This window comes from Pseudoalteromonas sp. FUC4 (assembly GCF_008370255.1).
In the GTDB taxonomy this organism is placed as follows: Bacteria; Pseudomonadota; Gammaproteobacteria; order Enterobacterales; family Alteromonadaceae; genus Pseudoalteromonas.
This window is the reverse complement of sequence record NZ_SEUI01000006.1, coordinates 38,483-58,139: the sequence shown is the minus strand read 5'-3', so window position 1 is coordinate 58,139 and position 19,657 is coordinate 38,483. Positions and strand designations below refer to the sequence as shown.

Below are 19,657 nucleotides of genomic sequence, written 5' to 3'. Positions count from 1 at the left end.
TCATCCTAAAAGAAAATAAATAAACACAAAGCAAGCACTACGCCTACAACAGGCACCACTCCCGTGAGAGCAGCCATAGACCAATAAGCACGTTGATGGGTTTCTTTACAAATTGCACGTATGGTCGTAACTACATAACCATTGTGCGGAAGGGTATCGAGCGCACCAGAACTAATCGCAACTACCCTATGTAGTTGCTCAGGATTAACACCCATATCTAAATATTGCGGCGCGACAAGTGGCAATGCGATAGCTTGCCCGCCCGATGCAGAACCGGTAAGTCCTGCAATCACACTCACGGCCACTGCCGCACCAACTAATTCATTACCTGGCATGTGAGTCATTGCATCTACCGCAGCTGTAAAAGCAGGTGATACTTTAGCTACAGCGCCAAACCCAACAACCGCAGCTGTATTACCAATAGCCACTAAAGCCCCGGTTGTACCTACATTTATTGCAGCCGACATATTATGAAAGTATTTATAATTAATAATGACAATACTTAAAACACCACCTAATAACGCAACTATTAATGCTGTTTGCTGTAACACATCGTGTAAAAAAAATGACAGGAGTAAAACAACAAATAAAGGTATAACGCCTGTGATTGGGTGTGGGTGCTTTCGCTCAAGCAATACAGGGTCATCTTCGCGTGCTTCAAAACACTCGCCTTTTGCAATCGCTTTTTTTATCATTTTATTTAGCCAGTAATAGCCTACTGTCGCCATAAATACAGCTACAACTAAACTTACTTCCCACGCAGCATAAGGTGAGGTTCCAAGGTATTTGACCGGTATCCAGTTTTGTATTTCAGGTGAACCTGCAGAGGTCATCGTAAAAGTAACCGAACCAAATGCCAGGGTCGCTGGTATAAAACGCCTAGGCAAGTTAGCGTCTTTAAATAAGCTCAGCGCCATGGGATATACCGAAAACGCGACTATAAATACACTAACTCCTCCGTAGGTTAAAACAGCACACGCAATAACTACCGCTAAAACCGCATGCTTCATCCCTAACTTACCGACAATGTAACTAGCTACACTATCTGCAGCGCCGGTATCTTCCATAAATTTGCCAAATAAAGAGCCTAACAAAAACATAAAAAACCAGGCACTCAGAAAGCCAGCAAATCCATCCATATAAGACGAAATAAAATTAACAGAGTCCGTTACCGGAAAAATCGCCATATTACTTGTAAGCGCCACAAGCAGTGCACATACCGGTGCGGCAATAAACAAATTAACGCCGCGTAGCGTTAAAATAATCAGCAGTACTAATCCGCCTAATAGTCCTATCATGCTCAGCATAGAGGTTCCTAATTTATTGTTATTACACGATGAGGTGACACGAGAGTAATATTTATAACCTTCATACTTGGTTACCTTGAGTGTTACTGCAATGGCCACATAAATACATAACACTAAGGTACTATTCATTATTAAAAATAATATAAAGATTTGAATTTAAACGACTTTAAAATAATAATTTAACGTATAGCACTATGGTACTAATTCAATTTAAGGTGCAATCTTCTACAGTGAACTTAGGTGACGCGAGTTAAGCATTTTTGTGATAACAATAAATAGGAACACACTATGAATCAGCTCAAACACAAACCAACCTTACTCACTATTGCAGTATCACTGGCTATAACAAGCAGCTTTAATAGTGTTGCAGCAGAGAAAGCTACAGCAAAAAAAGGTGAGCTAGAACGTATAGAAGTAACCGCTCGAAAAACAGTTGAAAACTTACAGGAAGTCCCTGTAGCAGTAACCTCAATAGGTGCACAAGAACTTGCCGAAAATGGAATTAGCGTGATGACAGAAGTCCAGCAATTCTCACCTAATACAACTTTGCAAGCTAGCCGCGGTACAAACTCTACAATCACTGCTTTTATTCGTGGTGTAGGCCAACAAGACCCTCTTTGGGGATACGAACCAGGTGTAGGCATTTATATTGATGATGTTTACTTAGCTCGCCCGCAAGGTGCTGTGCTTGATTTGCTCGACGTGCAACAAGTTGAGGTTTTACGTGGTCCACAAGGCACGCTTTATGGTAAAAACACCATAGGTGGCGCTATAAAGTACGTGACCAAAGAAATGAGCGGTGATGCAACACTTAATCTCCAAGGTACGGTTGGTAGTTACAACCAAAAAGATTTAAAAGTGACAGGTCAACTGCCAATTATTGATGAAAAACTTTATGTCGGCTTTGGCTTTGCTACTCTAAACCGAGATGGGTTTGGTGAGTTTTTAACATCTGCACTCGATAATCAAGACCGTGAAAACTACAATAAAGATGTTACGGCGGCACGAGTGACACTTGAATACACGCCTACCGACGATCTATTTTTTAAACTCACATGGGATAAAACTAAAGACGATTCAAACTCAAAAGGGGGTTACCGACTATTACCAAGCTTATTAACTGATGCACCAGTGCCTGATAGCAAGTACGATTCATACACCAGCCTTCCAACAAAAAATAACGTAGAACTTGAAGGCTACAGCTTCACTGCTCGCTGGGATGTAAGTAATAGCACCAGTGTCAAGTATGTTGGATCTAATCGCGACAGTTATTCCCCTACTAATATTGATTTTGATAACACCTCTATTCGTATATTTGATGTGCCTGCTATTTATGATGATAAACAAACCACACATGAACTCCAGGTAAACCACCAAGGTGATAATTACAAACTAGTATCAGGTTTATATTATTACGATGGTGAGTCTTGCGGCCAATTTGAAGCTATATTAGAAGAGCTAGGTAAAAGCTTAGGTGCGGCTGGGCTTACCCGAGAAGTTAGCGGTTGTAGTAACTCAACAAGCAAAGCTGCTTACATACAAGGCACCTATGACTTTGACGAGCAATGGTCAATGACCCTAGGTGCTCGCTATACCCGTGATAGTAAAGAAGCAACTGTTAACAATGGCTTGGTGTTTGCAACGGTTTATCCAGAGTCTGGTTGGATACCAGGGTATGTTCGACCTGAAGGGCAACTTGTCCCTACTGTACTTGATGATAATGAAGAGTGGTCGCGCTTCACTCCTCGTGCAGGTGTTGAATACCAGTACAACACCGACATTCTATTTTTTGCAAGCTATGCCCAAGGCTTTAAGTCAGGCACGTTTAACCCGCGTGCTACCGTAGCAGAACCCGCAGCAAAGCCCGAAATTGTAGACTCGTTTGAAATAGGAATGAAAAGCGAATGGAACGACAATCTTCGTGCAAACGTTACGCTATTTACTTTAGATCATAAAGACCGCCAATATATTTCCGTACTACCGGGCGATGATGCATCTGATTTAAATCAACGACTAGGTAATATTGGCGAGTCAACATCAGACGGTATTGAAGTAGAGCTTACCTATATTGCTACTGAATCACTCACTTTTGACATCTCTTTAGGTTATATAGACAGCACCTTCGATAATGTTATTGATACCAACCCCGAGACCGGTGAAACATTTGATAAATCAGACCGCTTTACTGTATCGAACACTCCCGACTTAACCTTCAATTTTGGTGCAACATATCGATTATATACTGATATGGGTGACTTTGTATTTAATAGTAATTACTACCATAGAGGTGAGTATGCGTTATTTGAAGAAGACAGCCTACTAGCTCAAGACAGTTACGGCTTACTCAATGCCGGCATTACCTGGTACAGCACTGACGGACACTGGAATGCAGGCCTATATGCTAAAAACTTAACGGACGAAGAGTATATGATAGGTGGTTATCAATTTGTCGCGCCCGATCCCTCAGACCCACAAAATGTGAGTAAGTACACCCCTGGACTTGGTGGCGATAATACCTTAATTGGCTATTATGGCGATCCACGTACCGTGTCATTTACCGTTGGCTATCGATTTTAAATCATAGTAATTAGGTTTACACGACACCTTCCTCTTGTCGTGTAAGCCTTGTTTCACTTTTAAAAATCACTTATAAGTAAAGTACTTGGAGTAACTTTGGATGAGCGCAGTGAATACTATAATTGCCGACGACCACCCCCTATTTCGCAGCGCCCTACGCCAAGCGGCAGCAACCTCAGTCCCTGAAGAATATATTAAAGAAACTAGTGACATAGAGGGCTTGTTTACATTACTAAGCGCGCACCCCGAGATAGAGCTCGTATTTTTAGATTTAACTATTCCTGGCGCCAATGGGCTGCAAGCACTTTCGCAGCTGCGTAATCAATATCCTGACATATTGGTTATTATGGTATCAGCCAACGAAACACCCAGTATTATAAAACAAGCCATGACACTTGGTGCGTCAGGTTATATTCCTAAATCATCATCGCTCGATATAATAAGCCAAGCTATTGCCCATGTACTAAATGGAGATAACTGGCTCCCCCCCGATATTGATTTAAACGACGTGCAAGTAAATGACGAGCAAAGCGAGTTTTCTAGTAATCTTGAAAAGCTAACTCCACAGCAATATCGTGTTTTGGCCATGATCGCCGAAGGGCTTTTGAACAAACAAATAGCCTTTGAAATGTCGATTCAAGAAACCACTATAAAACAGCACGTATCAGCTATCTTACGTAAACTTAACGTATATAACCGTACACAAGCAGGCATTTTATTTGACCAATTATCACAAGTTGGTAAAACCGAATAAGTTGCATGCTAATGTAATCAACTTAAGTAAGGCGCTTAATCATTCGCTTAAGTGCGGGTGCTTTAAGAGGCTTGTAGAGCAATGGATAGCCCGCATCGAGTACCTTTTCTCGAATAACCTCATCATGATTAGCTGTGTTAACAATAATAGGTAAGTGGCAAAGCTTCGCTTCACTAATAACATCAAGGCCTGTTATTCCATCATCTAATTGATAGTCAATAATAAGTAATTGCGGCACTGGTAATTTAGCTTGTAATGCTTGTAGCTGCGCTAAACCTGTTGCGGTGGCTATATCGCATCCCCAGTTTTGTAATAATTGCTTGAGCGCATTGAGTACATTCTCGTCGTTGTCGATTAACCAAATACGTAATTTACCAAGCTCTGTTTCAGGGTTTTTCACTGTATTATTCATTTGGGTTGGCACTAAATCAGTGACGCAAGGTAGGTTAAGTGTAAACTGCGTACCCTTACCAAGCTCTGAGCCCATTACTAAACTAATATTTAATAAGTCACAAATACGCTTTGTAATTGCAAGTCCCAAACCTAACCCTTCGGCATTAGGCTTATCGCCAAGTTGCTTAAACTCTTGATAAATTGAATGTTGATCTTTACTAGCAATACCTACCCCGGTGTCTTCTATTAAAATAGCCAATTGATCGCTTTCAACAAGCATTTTGAAGCGAATTTCACCATGTTGTGTATAACGAATTGCATTACTTAATAAGTTACGTAACACACGTCTTAATAAAGCTTTATCCGTTTTTACCATTACATTTTTTGATTCAACAATAAAACCCAAGCCTTTTTCATTTGCTAAAGCTTCATACTCATTTTGCAAAGGTTCAACCAAGGATTTAATAGCAAACTCACCTAACTCTACTTTAAACGCACCTGCATCAAGCTTAGTTAACTCTAAAATACTCGAAAGCAGTTCTTCTGCACTGCTCAGTGAATTTTTAATATTCAGTGCAAGCTCTGCTAGTTCTGTATCTTGTGTTTTTTCGTTCATGAGTGAACAAAATAAACTCGCCGCATTGAAGGGTTGTAGCAAATCGTGGCTGGCCGCTGCAAAAAAACGTGTTTTACTTACCGTTGCCTGCTCAGCAACTTGTTTAGCTTGGGATAGTTGCTCGTTAGCTTGTGTTAACGCAGCTGTTCGCGCACTAACCTTTTCTTCTAAGCTAATATTGGCTTGTTTAAGCGCCTTTTGCTGCCTTACAAACTCACTTATATCGGTATACGTTGTTACAAAGCCACCATCAGGTAGTGGATTGCCTTGCATTTCAAAGACTCGACCATCGCTATGTAAACGCTGAAATTTATAGGCGCTACCAGTTTTTAAATATGCTAAACGCTTACTTACCTCCGCTTTTAAATTATGGGAACTAAACAATCCTCTCACTGCGTTATACCTAATGATTTCAGCTATTGGTCGACCAATGTAAAGTGCATCATCAGGATAATTAAACATCTGTTTGTAGCCTTGGTTCCACGCAACAAGCTTTAATTCACTATCTACAACACTAATACCTTGCTGAATATTCTCGATGGTTGACTGTAATAAGTCGCGATTAAATTTAAGTACCTGGCTAGCTTCATCAACAAACTCTGCAACTTGTTCAAGAGGTTGACGCTGCTCATTTTTAGCCACATCTAAAATTAATTTAGCCGATGCTCCCCCTATTACTGCCGACATTTCTCGTTCAACAATTTGCTCTAAATCAGTATTAGCTGGTTGCTTCCATTTACTTTGATCAGCGGGAAAGTACTGTGCAACAAGTAACTGGCTTGCTTCTTTTTCAGCGAATCGCTGTAGCAAAGCTCCCAGATCCTCATAATTGAGTGGTTGTAATGTGGTATTTAAACGCGGTTCAGGTGATTGAGAAATAAACTTATTACTTTGTAAACGCTCAGCTAAAGACGCTTGACTAAATAAAGGGACTAAAAAATATACCAAACAATTTGACCCAAGCGATAACAGTAATGCTTGAGTTACACTATCTAAATTTAAACCAAGCAAGTTGGTAGGAGCCAGCCATGCTATTTGCCAAGGCCCTTGACTAAGCCAAACCCCATCTATACCTAAGCCACTCGCTAAACTCGGTATTAATAGAGTATACCCCCAAATAATAAAGCCGCTTAAAATACCAAGTTGAGCACCTTTACAGGTCGCTTGTCGCCACCAAAGGCCAATAATCATAGCGGGAGCAAATTGTGCAACCAAAGTAAATGACATCAATCCAACATTTGCAAGTGTATTACTCTCACCCAATACACGATGCGTAAAATAGCTAAGCAGTAATATGCACACAATCACTATCTTACGGGCATGTAGTAGATTGTTTTTATCAAGTCCTCGGCTACTTGAATTGAGCTGCGAGCGTCTTAAGATAAACTGATTTATAAAATCATTGGTGATCATTACAGAAAGCACAATGGAAGATACAATTACCATGCTTGTAGCCGCTGAAAAACCACCTAAAAATGCAAGTAATGTAATGCCGGCGTTGTTGCTCGCCATAGGAAGAGCCAATACAAAAGTGTCGTGCCCTACATCAGTACTATTAAAGTAAACAAGGCCTGCGTAAGCGATAGGTAAAATAAATAAGTTTATTAGCAATAAGTAAATGGGAAATAACCATCGAGCTTTGGCAAGTTCAGTATCGTTATTATTTTCTATAAAACCCATATGAAATTGCCGAGGCAAACACAACGTAGCTAAAATGCCTAGTATCGTATGCGCAATATAAACATACACCGGGCTTTTAGTAGCTTGAACTTGTTGCGGTACATTTAATTGCTGCGCTTTTAAAAATAGCTCACTAGGACTGTCAAAAATTACAAAGCACACATACAGACCCACCCCAACAAATGCGAGCAGTTTAACCACCGACTCAAACGCAATGCTGGCAATTAAGCCCGGGTTATGCTCGCTCGGCTTTAACCTACGAGCACCAAATAAAATAGCAAATAAAGCAAGCAGCAACGTAATATAAAAGGTGCTATCAGCCCACACCATATTGTTTTGTGTGGGCGCGCGATTGGTTAATAAATTAATACTTTGTGCAGTAGCGCTCAATTGCAATGAAATATACGGCACAATAGCAATCACAGAAATGAGCGATATCAAACCAGATAAACTAGAAGATTGACCATAACGGGTTGATATAAAGTCGGCCATTGAGGTTAATTTTTGTTGCCTACAAATATGGGCTATTCTGCCATAGAGCTGCCACCCAAAAATAAATAATAAAATGGTACCTGCATATGTAGGCGCTAACCACCAACCATTACTCGCAGCTTGTGCTGTCGTGCCATAAAAGGCCCATGAGGTACAATACACCCCCAAAGACAAACCATAAGTTAATCCTTTAAAAGGTAAAACTTTACGCTTATCTGCCCAGCCGGCAACCGCAAATAATATACCGAGATACACCAGCGCAATTAAGCTAATAAACCAAATAGAAAACATATTTTTATTCTTATCGTATTTATTGATTACTTAATCAGCATAAGTGTTTTTACTAAAAATAGCAGTACCCACTTTAGTGCTAAGTTATCGTTTTAAAAGAGAATAAAAAACACCCAAACACAAAATAAGAATTATTTGCATTTAGATGTTGACAGTTTATTAGATCTAACTGATAATCAATATCAACAAGACGGAATGCATACCCCTTGTTAAGGAATGAATTGATTTGTTTCTCGACCCTGAAACAACGTGTGGCGCACGTAAACAGCTATGGTTACTTGTTATGAACCGCAACGCCCCTTGATGTTGATGATGAGTAACCGCCCTACTATTTTACTTGCTACATTGCTCATATCGGTGACGGTAGATATGAAACTAAAAAAGCCCTTACGGGCTTTTTTTATGTCTGTAATTTAGTGAGTCGCATACTCACATAAATTCAACCATTAACGACGGTTTTTACGTGCGCGTGCTCGGCGTTGTTTTTTCTCTTCTTCTTTAGCTGCTTTTTTAGCTTCTGCTGCAGCGCGTAAACCAGCAACCATTACTTCTTCTTCCTCACGCATTTGCGGAGTTTCCATAGTAATACGGCCAATAATACCGTCGCGTAATTCGTTGATTAGTATTTCAGACATTTTGTATGTGTCTATTTGGTTACCTCCACGAATACAGCCACGCTTTTTACCCGCCATTTCAACAAATTCCCAATCACTTTGCGGTAATTCATCTATTTTATAACGCGCTTTTAAAAGCTCAGGGTATGCACGCAATAAGTACTCAGCGGTATAACTTGCTACTTCTTCATACTCAAGCGCCGTATCACGAATGGCACCGGTAGCGCCTAAGCGATAACCTGAGTTTTCGTTTTCTACTTTTGGCCAAAGCATACCTGGCGTATCGTAAAGCATAATACCGTCTTCAAGCTTAATGCGTTGTTGTGATTTGGTTACCGCAGGCTCATTACCTGTTTTTGCAACTATACGTCCAGCCAATACATTAATTAACGTAGATTTACCCACGTTAGGAATACCCATTATCATGGCTTTAATTTGCTTATCGGCACCCACTTTATGCGGCACTAACTTTTTACAAAGCTCATTTATACGACTTACTTCAGCTGCTTTATCATGACCAAAAGAAATCGCTTTAACACCGTTTTCTTGCTCAAAATAATCTTTCCAAATTTGAGTCATTTTAGGATCAGCTAAATCAGCTTTGTTCAAAATTTTGATGACCGGCTTACCTTCACGCAAACCTGCCACCATCGGGTTTTCACTACTGTAGGGAATGCGCGCATCAAGCACTTCAATGATCACATCCATTTGTGGCATTATTTCTTTAATTTCATTGCGGGCTTTATTCATATGCCCAGGGAACCACTGTATTCCTGCTCTACTCATTTGATATGTAAACCTTTTATTTCAACCCATAACACCATGGGGTACTGTGTGGGGTACTGGGTGAGTAATTTCGATTTATCACCTCAACTAATAGTGCGTAGTTTACTACATAATCCCTTTAAACTTCTCGTATAAATAAAACCAGTAATATATCTCAGCTACATAAGCACTATTCATGTTTATGGACAAAAATACACCAATGGTTTATATTTGCGACAAATAGATAAATTTTATAAACTACGAGGTATATATTACATGTTTGCTGAACGATTTACTCGTGCCCGAAAAGCCTCCGGCCTATCAATGCAAGCACTAGCTACCGCAATTGGTGTATCCGCCAATGCTATAAAAAAATATGAGCATGGTACTGCTATGCCGTCTTCTTCTAATTTATTAAAGCTTGCAAGCACACTTGAAGTGCGCACTGAATACTTTTTCCGTCCTATAAGAGTAAAGTTAGAAGGTGTGGAATATCGTAAGCGTGCAAGCACACCACAGAAGATTTTAGATCGTATCAATGGTGATGTTTTAGATCAGGCTGAGCGCTGGCAAGAGCTTTTAAACTTTTATCCAGATTCTATTAAACCTATCACGCCATTTTCACTACCAAGTACATTGCCTGATGTGATTGATTCATATGAGCAGCTAGAAGGTGTAGCCACCACTATGCGCAATGAATGGGGTTTAGGCTTAAATCCTATTCATGACATGATTGATACGCTAGAATCGAAAGGTGTAATGATAATTTGCACTGATGTAGAAACCAGTAAAAAGTTTGATGGTCTCGCGGGTAACATTAATGGGCTACCTGTTGTTGTTATCTCTACAGCACAAAGTGGCGATCGCCAACGGTTTACACTTGCTCATGAATTAGGTCACTTAGTATTACATAATCGACTTTCTGAAAACTTAGACGAAGAAAAGGCATGTAATCACTTCGCAGGGGCTTTTTTATTACCAAGCACTAGCTTAATACAACACTTAGGTAAAAGCCGAACTCAATTAGAAGCACAAGAGATATACATGCTTAAACATGAGTACGGCATAAGCATGCTTGCCTCTTTATTTCGTGCTTCACAGTCTGGTGTAATTTCATATCAAACCCAAAAGAATATGTTCATTTGGTTTGGCAAGCAAGGATGGCGCACTCAGGAACCTGGCGAACCTTATCCACATGAAGTTACTTACCTCTATAAGCAGCTAGTATATCGTGCGCTAAGTGAAGACTACATTGGTATATCTAAAGCAGCAGGACTATTAGGGGTATCACTTTCAAGCTTTCACAAAGAACGAAAGTTAGAGGTGCTTAATGCAGCAGCTACTAATTAGTGATGCCAATATATTAATAGATATGGAAGAAGGTGAACTACTAACCCAACTTTTTCAGCTACCTTACCAATTCGCCATACCTGATATCTTATTCGTTGAAGAACTTGAGGAAGAACATGCACATTTACCTGCTATGGGCTTAACTTTAGAAGAGCTATCATCTGATTCGATGATGCATGCAATGGAGTTAATTCCGCTGTATTTAAATGCCAGCCGTAACGATATATTTGCTTTGTGTTTAGCTAAGCAAAAAAACTGCCTTCTTGTAACTGGCGATATGGCTTTAAGAAAAGCCGCTGAAAAAGAAGGCATTGTTGTCCAAAGCACAATTTCATTAATAACGCAGCTTGTTAGGCAACAAATAGTAACGAAAGAAACTGCACTAAAAGCCTACGAGAAAATGAAGCTATCAGGCCGAAGACTTCCTTGGAAGGTGGCTATAGAGCATTTAAACGCCTTATAACGCAAGTACGGCATAGAGCCAGCGCTACACGCACTGGCTAAATTAGTTTTTTAAGAAGGAAACAATATGTCACTTTATAAACAAGAATTTGGTCAAAACTTTGACCTAGGCTTTGACTTAAAAAATCCCCCTTATCTAATAGATAAAAGCTGGCACAATGATCAATGCCCTAGCTTCTACTTTAAAGTAGGCGAACAGTATTATGTACTATGGGTAGATTATACTGACATAGAGCAAAGAGAAGAAGAGACGCGTAGATATGTAATAGTTGAAGCAACCAATGAGGGGGCTAATGAAGAGCCAGAGATCTATGGTGCCACTGGTGAAATAGTTTTTGAGTGTGAAAATTACAAAAGATTACATAACTTCCTACAACACACCTTTAGATAACAACCTATTATTTCGACGGACTAATAAAGCACTTGCACAGATCTCTAAACTAAACACTACCTAGCTTTTCATAATATCTGTTTGTACTATATTTATTAAACTTTCTGGTTCATTGTTAAAATACACTGGGGATTTATTTAATATTTCGCTATTAACTTTTGGATATACTAGCATAATTTTATCAGCATAAAATAACTGAGAGTCTCTTTTAAGCTTTAACACATCATAATTAAAGTTGCTGTCTAATTTATTTAATACTTTCCACTTAGCATCCACTATGATCATAGAGTCATTTAGATCTAAAATAAAATCAGGCTCTGATTTTATTTTTCCTATTTCAACATTATCCTTAGAGTAAAGTAGTTGGTAACTTCTAGGTTTTATTTTTACTTCTTTACTTGAATAGCTGCACAATAAAAAATCATATACTAAGTACTCAAATATAATATTAGCCTCGAAGAAGAGAGAACAACTATGTGTATAGCGATCTAATTTTCCTTCACCTTTGGAAGAATTAAAAAAATCTTCTTGCGAAAGTAACACAAGTAAATTGTTGAGAAGTCGTTTTTTTTGGTCTGTATTGAAAGACTTCTCGTAACTATAATGCATGAACTGAGATATAGTTATTTTAACTCTCTTGACTCTATATTTTTGCTTAACTTTAGCGTAAATTTTACGTGCGAAAGAAACTAGTGATGGGCTTAAGTAATTCTTATTTTTGCGAATAAAGAACTCTATAACCATAAGTGTAATTTCAGCTAGTCTTGTTTCTGGAGTGTTCAGCTTTTTAAATTGATGAACATTGCTTTTTATTGGATCACATATTGAAGCTTGGATATTTACTTCATTCTCGATTGTGGCCGAGACATATGACTTTTTAAAAATATCTGCTTTATTATATTTCTTAAAAAAAGTGTCAACCTCAATTAAAGACATCTTAAACTTGGACTCAAGCATAGAATCAAAATTAAGATCATTCTTATCATTCTTATCATCTTTTCCATTTGCTATAGCTAAATTAAGGAGCGTTTTATCAATTTCAAAATATTTACTACAACCTTTGTAGCGCTCAATTAAGGTAAAAGCTTGCCGTAAATAAGATAAAAAAAGCTTTTCGTCATATTCAAAGATTTTAGGGCAAATTATAATTTTGATTATACCTATGTTACTTTCTAATCTAGCGTAGCCTATTTTATTATTATGTATTTTAGCGCTAATTACTTTTAGTTGTTTTTTTAACGGAGTGACATCAATACCACTTTCTATTAATTTTATATATAAATTATCTGTCTCACTAAAAACAAAAGTTTTATTAATAGCATGTCCTTTTATATCAGTCATTTAAAAAAGAATACCCGCAGTTGTTCTGTATGTATTTTGTTAAGCTTTGATAATCTTGATACTCAATAATATCTAAGTCAAAAGGGATTTTGACTTGTCCAAATATCTCTTGCAGTATTTCAAAATCAATTTCTCTTATATCTTTAAACTCTATGAGTAACTTTAAAAAAGCCTGAGAGAAAGACTCTTTATCTTCAACATACATCCAGTTTGCATGACCAATTATAAAACGATCACTATGAATATCATGAATTTTGTTAGCTATTAACTCATTAAATCGTTTTAAAAATTCTGATACATCTACATGTTTAATAGCTTCATAATTTGGATATATCTCAAGTACATCAAATCGTCTCAATAAGTTGTCTTCAATAACTTTTTTATCGTCTCTATAGTTAGATGTACAAAAAAAGTATAAGTTTGAAGGTAGAAATAAACGTTTTTCAACTAAATTCCCATTGATTAAATTAGGGATTGTTACATAGTGAATATTACTATTTTGATTCGTTAACCTTAAGATCTCTTCAAAAATGTTACAGTCTGGATTAACGTCATAACTCTTAGCGCGCTTGCTTGGCTCTATTAGATAAATAAGATCCCCAATGAGCTCATTTAGATTATTCTCTTGTATCTCCTCTAAAACAAGAGCGAAGGGTATTGATGGATACTTTATAGCAGTTAACACAAAATCTAAGATTAGCCCTATTTTCTCATCATAAACAACACCATTCTCTTTTGCAGAAACACTCACCCCCTGCATCAAAGAACTATTTGTACTTCCCGAATGAAGATTAATTCTTTTTAATCTAGATAGGATTTGACCTTCATTATTAGTTACAGGTACCTCCAAGCTAAAGTATTTATTTAGTATTTGATCTATCGACCATGATTTTCCTGTACCTGGTACGCCTTTCAACAAAAGGTTTAGTGGAATATTTTCTGGAATGTCTGTTATTTTTTCTTCACTAACGTAGTATTGTGAATTAGACACAAACCCTTCAGTATTTTGAGCGTAATTAACTAACTCTTCTTCAACCAAGTAATTAGGTGAAAATATTGTGGAATAGGATGTTGCTCGAGCTACATAATCACCATAACTTTTACTATCTGATACTTGGTACGTATTTTGTTCAAATTTTATGTGCTCATGCAACCCATCTTTAAGAAAGCTCTTAATAATTCTTGCAGGTCCATCTTTATGGAACGAATTGCATTCTGTTATATCTGTCACTAGGTCATGGGTAACTTTATTCCCATCATTAAAGCGACTTTGCTCAATTAAAAAGGTTAAAAGTACCTTTAGCTGTCTACTTACTAATGTTTTATTAAATTTTTCATTTATAAAAAAACCCTTAGCTAAAGTTTTAAAATTCTCTTCACAAGCATCGACAAAACCATCGATCAAATCCATTACGCTTGTAAATATAATTGATTTCAGAAACCTTTCACCCCCATCTCTTTCCGCACTTATGCTTTTAGATATATCTTGGAATTTAAAATTACATGCCTTATAAATATTTAAACAGCCAACTTGTAAATGTTCGACTTGCGCTTTTAATAAAACGTTATGTTTAGTATTTTCCTTCGAAAGATTCTGGGACTGAAAATAGCTATTAAGCTTAGCAAGTTCATCCTCAGTAAAACTTAACTCCCCGCTTTCAGTACTTGTAGCTTCGCCATAATTAAGCTCTGAAGGCTTTCCTTGTATTTTCCACAAAATGTAAGAACTGAATAAAGCTTCTAAATGTTTTGGTAGCGATGACTTTATGTTTAGTCGAGGAGAAATTTTTGAGAGCACTACATTCCCTTAACGAGTTACTATTCTTTTGTGATGTAAAATAACTTTCTTTTAATCACTATGCAAAGGTTTTACCCCATACAAATAACACTTAGTATCAATCACATATAAAATATAAGTAATAATGTAAGCTATTTCTGCGTATTTCTTATATAATACGCGCCACTTTGAATTCGTTGAGGCGTATTAATGTCAGAACCAGTCACGTTTGAATCTCTAAATCTTTCTCCTGCAATTTTGAAGGCAGTTGAAGAGTTGGGTTACAAGACACCATCTGAAATCCAAGCTCAATGTATACCGTTATTGCTAGAAAGAAAGGACGTACTGGGACTAGCTCAAACGGGTACAGGTAAAACCGCAGCATTTGCACTGCCATTACTAAATAATATTGACCCGTCTGTGAAACAGCCACAGATCCTNAATTCGTTGAGGCGTATTAATGTCAGAACCAGTCACGTTTGAATCTCTAAATCTTTCTCCTGCAATTTTGAAGGCAGTTGAAGAGTTGGGTTACAAGACACCATCTGAAATCCAAGCTCAATGTATACCGTTATTGCTAGAAAGAAAGGACGTACTGGGACTAGCTCAAACGGGTACAGGTAAAACCGCAGCATTTGCACTGCCATTACTAAATAATATTGACCCGTCTGTGAAACAGCCACAGATCCTTGTACTCACACCAACACGTGAGCTTGCGATCCAAGTTGCTGARGCATTCGAACAATATGCTAAACATGTTCGTGGTATTGAAGTATTGGCACTATATGGTGGCCAAAGCTACAGTATCCAATTAAGCGCACTTCGTCGTGGCGCTCAGGTTATTGTTGCAACTCCAGGTCGTTTAATCGATCACATTAACCGTGGCACTATCAAGTTTGATGCTCTACAAGCACTTGTACTTGATGAAGCCGATGAAATGTTACGTATGGGCTTTATCGATGATGTAGAAAACATCATGGAAAAAACTCCGCGCGAAAAGCAAACATGTCTTTTCTCTGCGACTATGCCTAAGCAAATTCAAAACATCAGCAGCAAATATATGAAMAATCCTGAACAGGTTCATATTTCTGCGCGTAACTCTACAGTATCATCTGTTGAGCAAGTGTTTTGGAATGCAAGCGTACATAAAAATAAAGCAATTGTTCGCTTCTTAGAAGCTGAACAGTATGAAGGTGCTATTGTTTTCGTACGTACGCGTAACGATACAGTACAACTTGCTGAGTTATTAGAGCGCGAAGGTTTCTCTGCTGCTCCACTTAACGGTGACATGAACCAGCAAGCACGTGAACGCACTGTAGATCGCTTAAAAAGCGGCATGCTAAATGTTGTTATTGCAACAGACGTTGCTGCTCGTGGTCTAGATGTTGACCGCTTAAGCTTGGTTATCAACTACGATATCCCACAAGATTCTGAAGCCTACGTTCACCGTATCGGCCGTACAGGTCGTGCTGGTCGTACTGGTAAAGCAATYTTATTCGTAAAACATAACGAACGTTATTTACTTAAAAATATCATTCGTCATACRAAGTCTGAAATTGCTCAAGTTGAATTACCTACAGCAAAAATTGTTGAAGAAAAACGTATCGAAGCGTTACAAGCAAAATTAACTATTGCGCTTGAAAACAAAGACATCACGTTCTTCAATGAAGTAGCTACTAACATGGCTGAAAAACTTGACCTTCCTCTTGAAAGCTTAGCGGGTGCGTTACTGTGTTTAGCACAGCAACAGTCGCCAATTAAAGTTGAAGAAGTTAAGATTCAACCTCGTGAACGTAACGAACGCAACGACCGCAACTCACGCAACGACCGTGGTGACCGTGGACGTCGTAACGAACGTGGTGGCGAACGCGCTGAGCGTAAACCTCGCGAACGTAACAGTCGTGGTGCAGGCCCTATGGATACGTATCGTATCGAAGTAGGTCGTGAGCACGGTGTTCAGGTTAAAAACATTGTTGGCGCTATCGCTAACGAAGCTGACATCTCAAGCAAGTTTATTGGTGATATTCGTCTACACGACAATCACAGCACGGTTCAATTACCGCAAAACATGCCTAAAGATGTACTTGATCACTTCCAAAAAGTGTTTATTTGTAAACGCCCTATGGGCTTAACAATTACCACTGATCAAGGCCCTGCTGAACCACGTGGCGAACGCTCTGAGCGTCCAGCTGGTGATAAGAAACGCAGCTTTAATAAAGATGACAGCGCACGCGGTGATAAGCGCAGCGGTCCTCGTAAAGAGCGTCGCCCTGTAAGCTTTTCTACGCCGAAATAGCATTTGGTAAGGCACTCAGCTAATATTAGCTGAGTGCCTACTTTTTGAATCTATATAAGGCTTTATTTCTTACACACTCTAACTAAACCCTCCCTTATAAAATTTAAAACAGTTTATTTATCATACATATCAAGCAAATTGTTTTTTAAACTCGTTGACTCTATCTGTTCAATATTAATACAAGCATTGTTGTTGTATATTTATCTTGATTATGCCACCTTCCCAATATACCATTAAAAAGATTCCCTATAGATTCCATATGGATTCCAAATAAATTCCTTTTGAGGATTATAATCCCAAGGTTGACATAAACTAATGAGTAAAAAAATTCAAGTCTCATTCTCAGATGAGCAAATTAAATTAATTCATCAACTAAAAGGTGAATTAGGCAATTCAGAATCCGAAATTATTAGAGTAATAGTTACATGCTGGCTAGCTGAGCAAGGATTTATTAGATCGGCAGTGAAAGAGAAGATAATACATGGTAATCAAGTAGGTAATAATAATGAATGAAATTAATGAAAATAGCTTGATTCAAATTGACTGTTTAAAAGGTCTTCAGCTTATGAGTGAAGACTCTGTAGACTTAGTATTAACTGATCCCCCATATAACATTGGTGGGCATATGAAGTCTCGCGGTTCGGGCATTCATAGACTTAGAGAAAATCATTTCTCTATTTGTGATTGGGATAATATCGATGATGATTTATGGAAAGAGCAAATGGGGTTATTGGCAAAAAATCTTTTTACCAAAGTTAAAAAAGGTGGAGCCGTTATAGTATTTATGGCCGTAATAAAAGTCGAAAGTATTAAAAATATTTTTGAAGAAGCTGGCTTCTATTACAAGACAACTGGTACGTGGCATAAAAAAAATCCAATGCCAAGGAACATGAATCTTAGCTTTATTAACTCAACAGAATCATGGTTATATTTCACAAAAGGGAAACCTAGTGGCACCTATAATAATGGAGGAAAAGCTATCCATGACTTTATTGAAACAGGTTTAACGCCGTTATCTGAAAAAAGGTTTGGAAAACACCCGACTCAAAAACCTATTAAGTTGATGGCTCACTTTGTGGAGCTACTCTCCAATAAAGGCGATCTTATTTTAGACCCATTTTCAGGTAGTGGTACCTCTTTGCTGGCTGCAAAAATGTCTGGGCGGAAATATATTGGTTTTGATATGGATCCTGACTATATAGAAATTTCCATGAATCGACTACGAGGCTATGTGGCAGAATGAAGATTGTAGATTTATTTAGTGGAGTGGGCGGTCTAAGTTTGGGTTTCCATTTAGCTGGTTTTGAAAGCGATATTGCTGTTGAGTATAGTTCTAATATTGCTGCAGGCTTTGCGGAGAACTTTCCATATACAAAATTAATAAATGAAGATATTAATGATATAAATTTATCAGAGCTATTAGCGCCTTTAAACGGCAATAACTATATATTAATCGGTGGACCACCGTGCCAAGGGTTTTCTCAAAAAGGGAAAAGACTAGGCCTGAATGATGACCGAAACTTTATGTTTTTAAAATATATTGAAGCAGTTGAGTTCCTTAAACCAAAAGCTATACTAATTGAAAATGTCCCTGGAATCATAACTGCTGAAAATGGGTATTTCTTAAAAGATATAGAAAGTAAACTGAGCTCACTGGGCTATAGGGTATCTCATAAAGTTTTAGATGCAGCTGAATATGGAGTCCCCCAGACAAGAAAGCGAGCTTTTATTGTAGGTATTGCAAATTCAAATATTGATTTCGATTGGCCTAAAAGGAATGAACATAAAGTTACAGTTGAAAATGCTATATCTGATCTACCGCCATTAAATTCGGGCGAAGGAAAACAAGAAATGCCTTATACATCTCTACCTCAATCTGAATACCAAAATGCAATGCGGAAAAATTCAGAGGTAATATATAATCATATTTCAACAAAGCACTCTCCATTAGTCCTAAAGAGACTAAGCCTAATACCTGAAAATGGCGGTCGAAATGATTTACCTATTGAACACTTAACTAAATCTACTTTTAGTGGCACTTGGTGTCGGCTGTCTAAAACTGGTCAGGCTCGGACAATTACTACTAGATTTGATACGCCATCGTCCGGAATGTTTACTCTACCTACCCAGAATAGATGCCTAACTGTTAGAGAAGCGGCACGCCTACAATCATTTCCTGATAATTTTAAGTTCGTAGGTAATAAATCTACACAAATGCTTCAAGTAGGTAATGCGGTACCACCACTCTTAAGTTTAGCAATTGCAAAACAACTAAAAAAACAATTGAGTTAAATCCAATTTTGGCCAATGTTTATATTGGCCAATTATATTTTTCTAACATTATTTTATAAATGTAGCTATCACTAAATATTCCTTTCTTCAATCCAATCATCAACTTCAGATTCAAGCCAGGCTACCGATTTAGCGCCTAACGATACTTGTTTTGGGAATGTGCCTTTAGTCATAAACTCATAAGTTGTTGAGCGGCCAAATGATGTTTTTTTGAATAACTTCTTCTAATTTGATTAAACGCATGGAATTGCTCAGGCTG

Annotated in this window: 15 protein-coding genes and 1 pseudogene; 10 read left to right on the top strand and 6 right to left on the bottom strand. The window is 38.0% G+C overall.

Annotation, left to right across the window (positions count from 1 at the left end; all coding sequences use genetic code 11):
* Positions 1-5 precede the first annotated feature (5 nt).
* A complete protein-coding gene (locus EU510_RS16470) occupies positions 6-1,307 on the bottom strand; it encodes a GntP family permease (protein WP_149594386.1) in 1,302 nt (433 codons plus the stop codon).
* Positions 1,308-1,595: 288 nt separating this feature from the next.
* Between EU510_RS16470 and EU510_RS16465 the strand changes: the two genes are divergently transcribed.
* A complete protein-coding gene (locus EU510_RS16465) occupies positions 1,596-3,884 on the top strand; it encodes a TonB-dependent receptor (protein ID WP_149594385.1) in 2,289 nt (762 codons plus the stop codon).
* A gap of 100 nt (positions 3,885-3,984) precedes the next feature.
* Positions 3,985-4,638, top strand: a complete 654-nt coding sequence (locus EU510_RS16460) for a response regulator transcription factor (RefSeq protein ID WP_138489893.1) — start codon at positions 3,985-3,987, stop codon at positions 4,636-4,638.
* Between the two features lie 22 nt (positions 4,639-4,660).
* Here EU510_RS16460 and EU510_RS16455 read toward each other — a convergent pair whose 3' ends face one another.
* The gene (locus EU510_RS16455; protein WP_149594384.1) at positions 4,661-8,110 is read right to left on the bottom strand and encodes a PAS-domain containing protein; all 3,450 of its coding nucleotides are present in this window, start codon (positions 8,108-8,110) and stop codon (positions 4,661-4,663) included.
* A gap of 446 nt (positions 8,111-8,556) precedes the next feature.
* The gene (ylqF, locus tag EU510_RS16450; RefSeq protein WP_149594383.1) at positions 8,557-9,510 is read right to left on the bottom strand and encodes a ribosome biogenesis GTPase YlqF; all 954 of its coding nucleotides are present in this window, start codon (positions 9,508-9,510) and stop codon (positions 8,557-8,559) included.
* A 255-nt stretch (positions 9,511-9,765) separates the two neighbouring features.
* Here ylqF and EU510_RS16445 point away from each other — a divergent pair, with 255 nt between their 5' ends.
* The 3 genes from EU510_RS16445 to EU510_RS16435 all read left to right on the top strand — a co-directional run bounded on the left by EU510_RS16445 (position 9,766) and on the right by EU510_RS16435 (position 11,692).
* Positions 9,766-10,839, top strand: coding sequence for a helix-turn-helix domain-containing protein (locus EU510_RS16445; RefSeq protein WP_149594382.1), 1,074 nt, complete (start codon positions 9,766-9,768; stop codon positions 10,837-10,839).
* Positions 10,820-11,302, top strand: coding sequence for a PIN domain-containing protein (locus EU510_RS16440; protein WP_149594381.1), 483 nt, complete (start codon positions 10,820-10,822; stop codon positions 11,300-11,302). The genes EU510_RS16445 and EU510_RS16440 overlap by 20 nt, the downstream gene beginning before the upstream one ends.
* Positions 11,303-11,368: 66 nt before the next feature.
* A complete protein-coding gene (locus tag EU510_RS16435) occupies positions 11,369-11,692 on the top strand; it encodes a hypothetical protein (protein ID WP_149594380.1) in 324 nt (107 codons plus the stop codon).
* 60 nt (positions 11,693-11,752) lie between these two features.
* On the opposite strand, the gene EU510_RS16430 is transcribed toward EU510_RS16435, so the two are convergent.
* Positions 11,753-13,033 carry a hypothetical protein gene (locus EU510_RS16430; RefSeq protein WP_149594379.1) on the bottom strand — a complete coding sequence of 427 codons (1,281 nt, stop codon included), beginning with the start codon at positions 13,031-13,033 and terminating at the stop codon, positions 11,753-11,755.
* A complete protein-coding gene (locus tag EU510_RS16425) occupies positions 13,026-14,831 on the bottom strand; it encodes an AAA family ATPase (RefSeq protein WP_149594378.1) in 1,806 nt (601 codons plus the stop codon). The genes EU510_RS16430 and EU510_RS16425 overlap by 8 nt, the downstream gene beginning before the upstream one ends.
* 189 nt (positions 14,832-15,020) lie before the next feature.
* On the opposite strand from EU510_RS16425, the pseudogene EU510_RS16420 reads away from it, so the two are divergent.
* The 5 genes and pseudogenes from EU510_RS16420 to EU510_RS16400 all read left to right on the top strand — a co-directional run.
* Positions 15,021-15,248 (top strand): annotated as a pseudogene (locus EU510_RS16420) (DEAD/DEAH box helicase); the annotation flags it as partial.
* Between the two features lie 22 nt (positions 15,249-15,270).
* Entirely contained in the window at positions 15,271-17,106 is a 1,836-nt protein-coding gene (locus tag EU510_RS16415; RefSeq protein WP_149594377.1) for a DEAD/DEAH box helicase, read from the top strand.
* A 315-nt stretch (positions 17,107-17,421) separates the two neighbouring features.
* Positions 17,422-17,619 carry a CopG family transcriptional regulator gene (locus EU510_RS16410; RefSeq protein ID WP_149594376.1) on the top strand — a complete coding sequence of 66 codons (198 nt, stop codon included), beginning with the start codon at positions 17,422-17,424 and terminating at the stop codon, positions 17,617-17,619.
* Positions 17,612-18,349: a DNA-methyltransferase gene (locus tag EU510_RS16405; protein ID WP_262501244.1), complete on the top strand. Its 738-nt coding sequence runs from the start codon at positions 17,612-17,614 to the stop codon at positions 18,347-18,349. Before EU510_RS16410 ends, EU510_RS16405 begins: the two co-directional genes overlap by 8 nt.
* Positions 18,346-19,398, top strand: coding sequence for a DNA cytosine methyltransferase (locus EU510_RS16400; protein ID WP_149594375.1), 1,053 nt, complete (start codon positions 18,346-18,348; stop codon positions 19,396-19,398). Before EU510_RS16405 ends, EU510_RS16400 begins: the two co-directional genes overlap by 4 nt.
* A gap of 71 nt (positions 19,399-19,469) precedes the next feature.
* Here EU510_RS16400 and EU510_RS20180 read toward each other — a convergent pair whose 3' ends face one another.
* The gene (locus EU510_RS20180; RefSeq protein WP_410477422.1) at positions 19,470-19,571 is read right to left on the bottom strand and encodes a helix-turn-helix transcriptional regulator; all 102 of its coding nucleotides are present in this window, start codon (positions 19,569-19,571) and stop codon (positions 19,470-19,472) included.
* Positions 19,572-19,657: the final 86 nt, after the last annotated feature.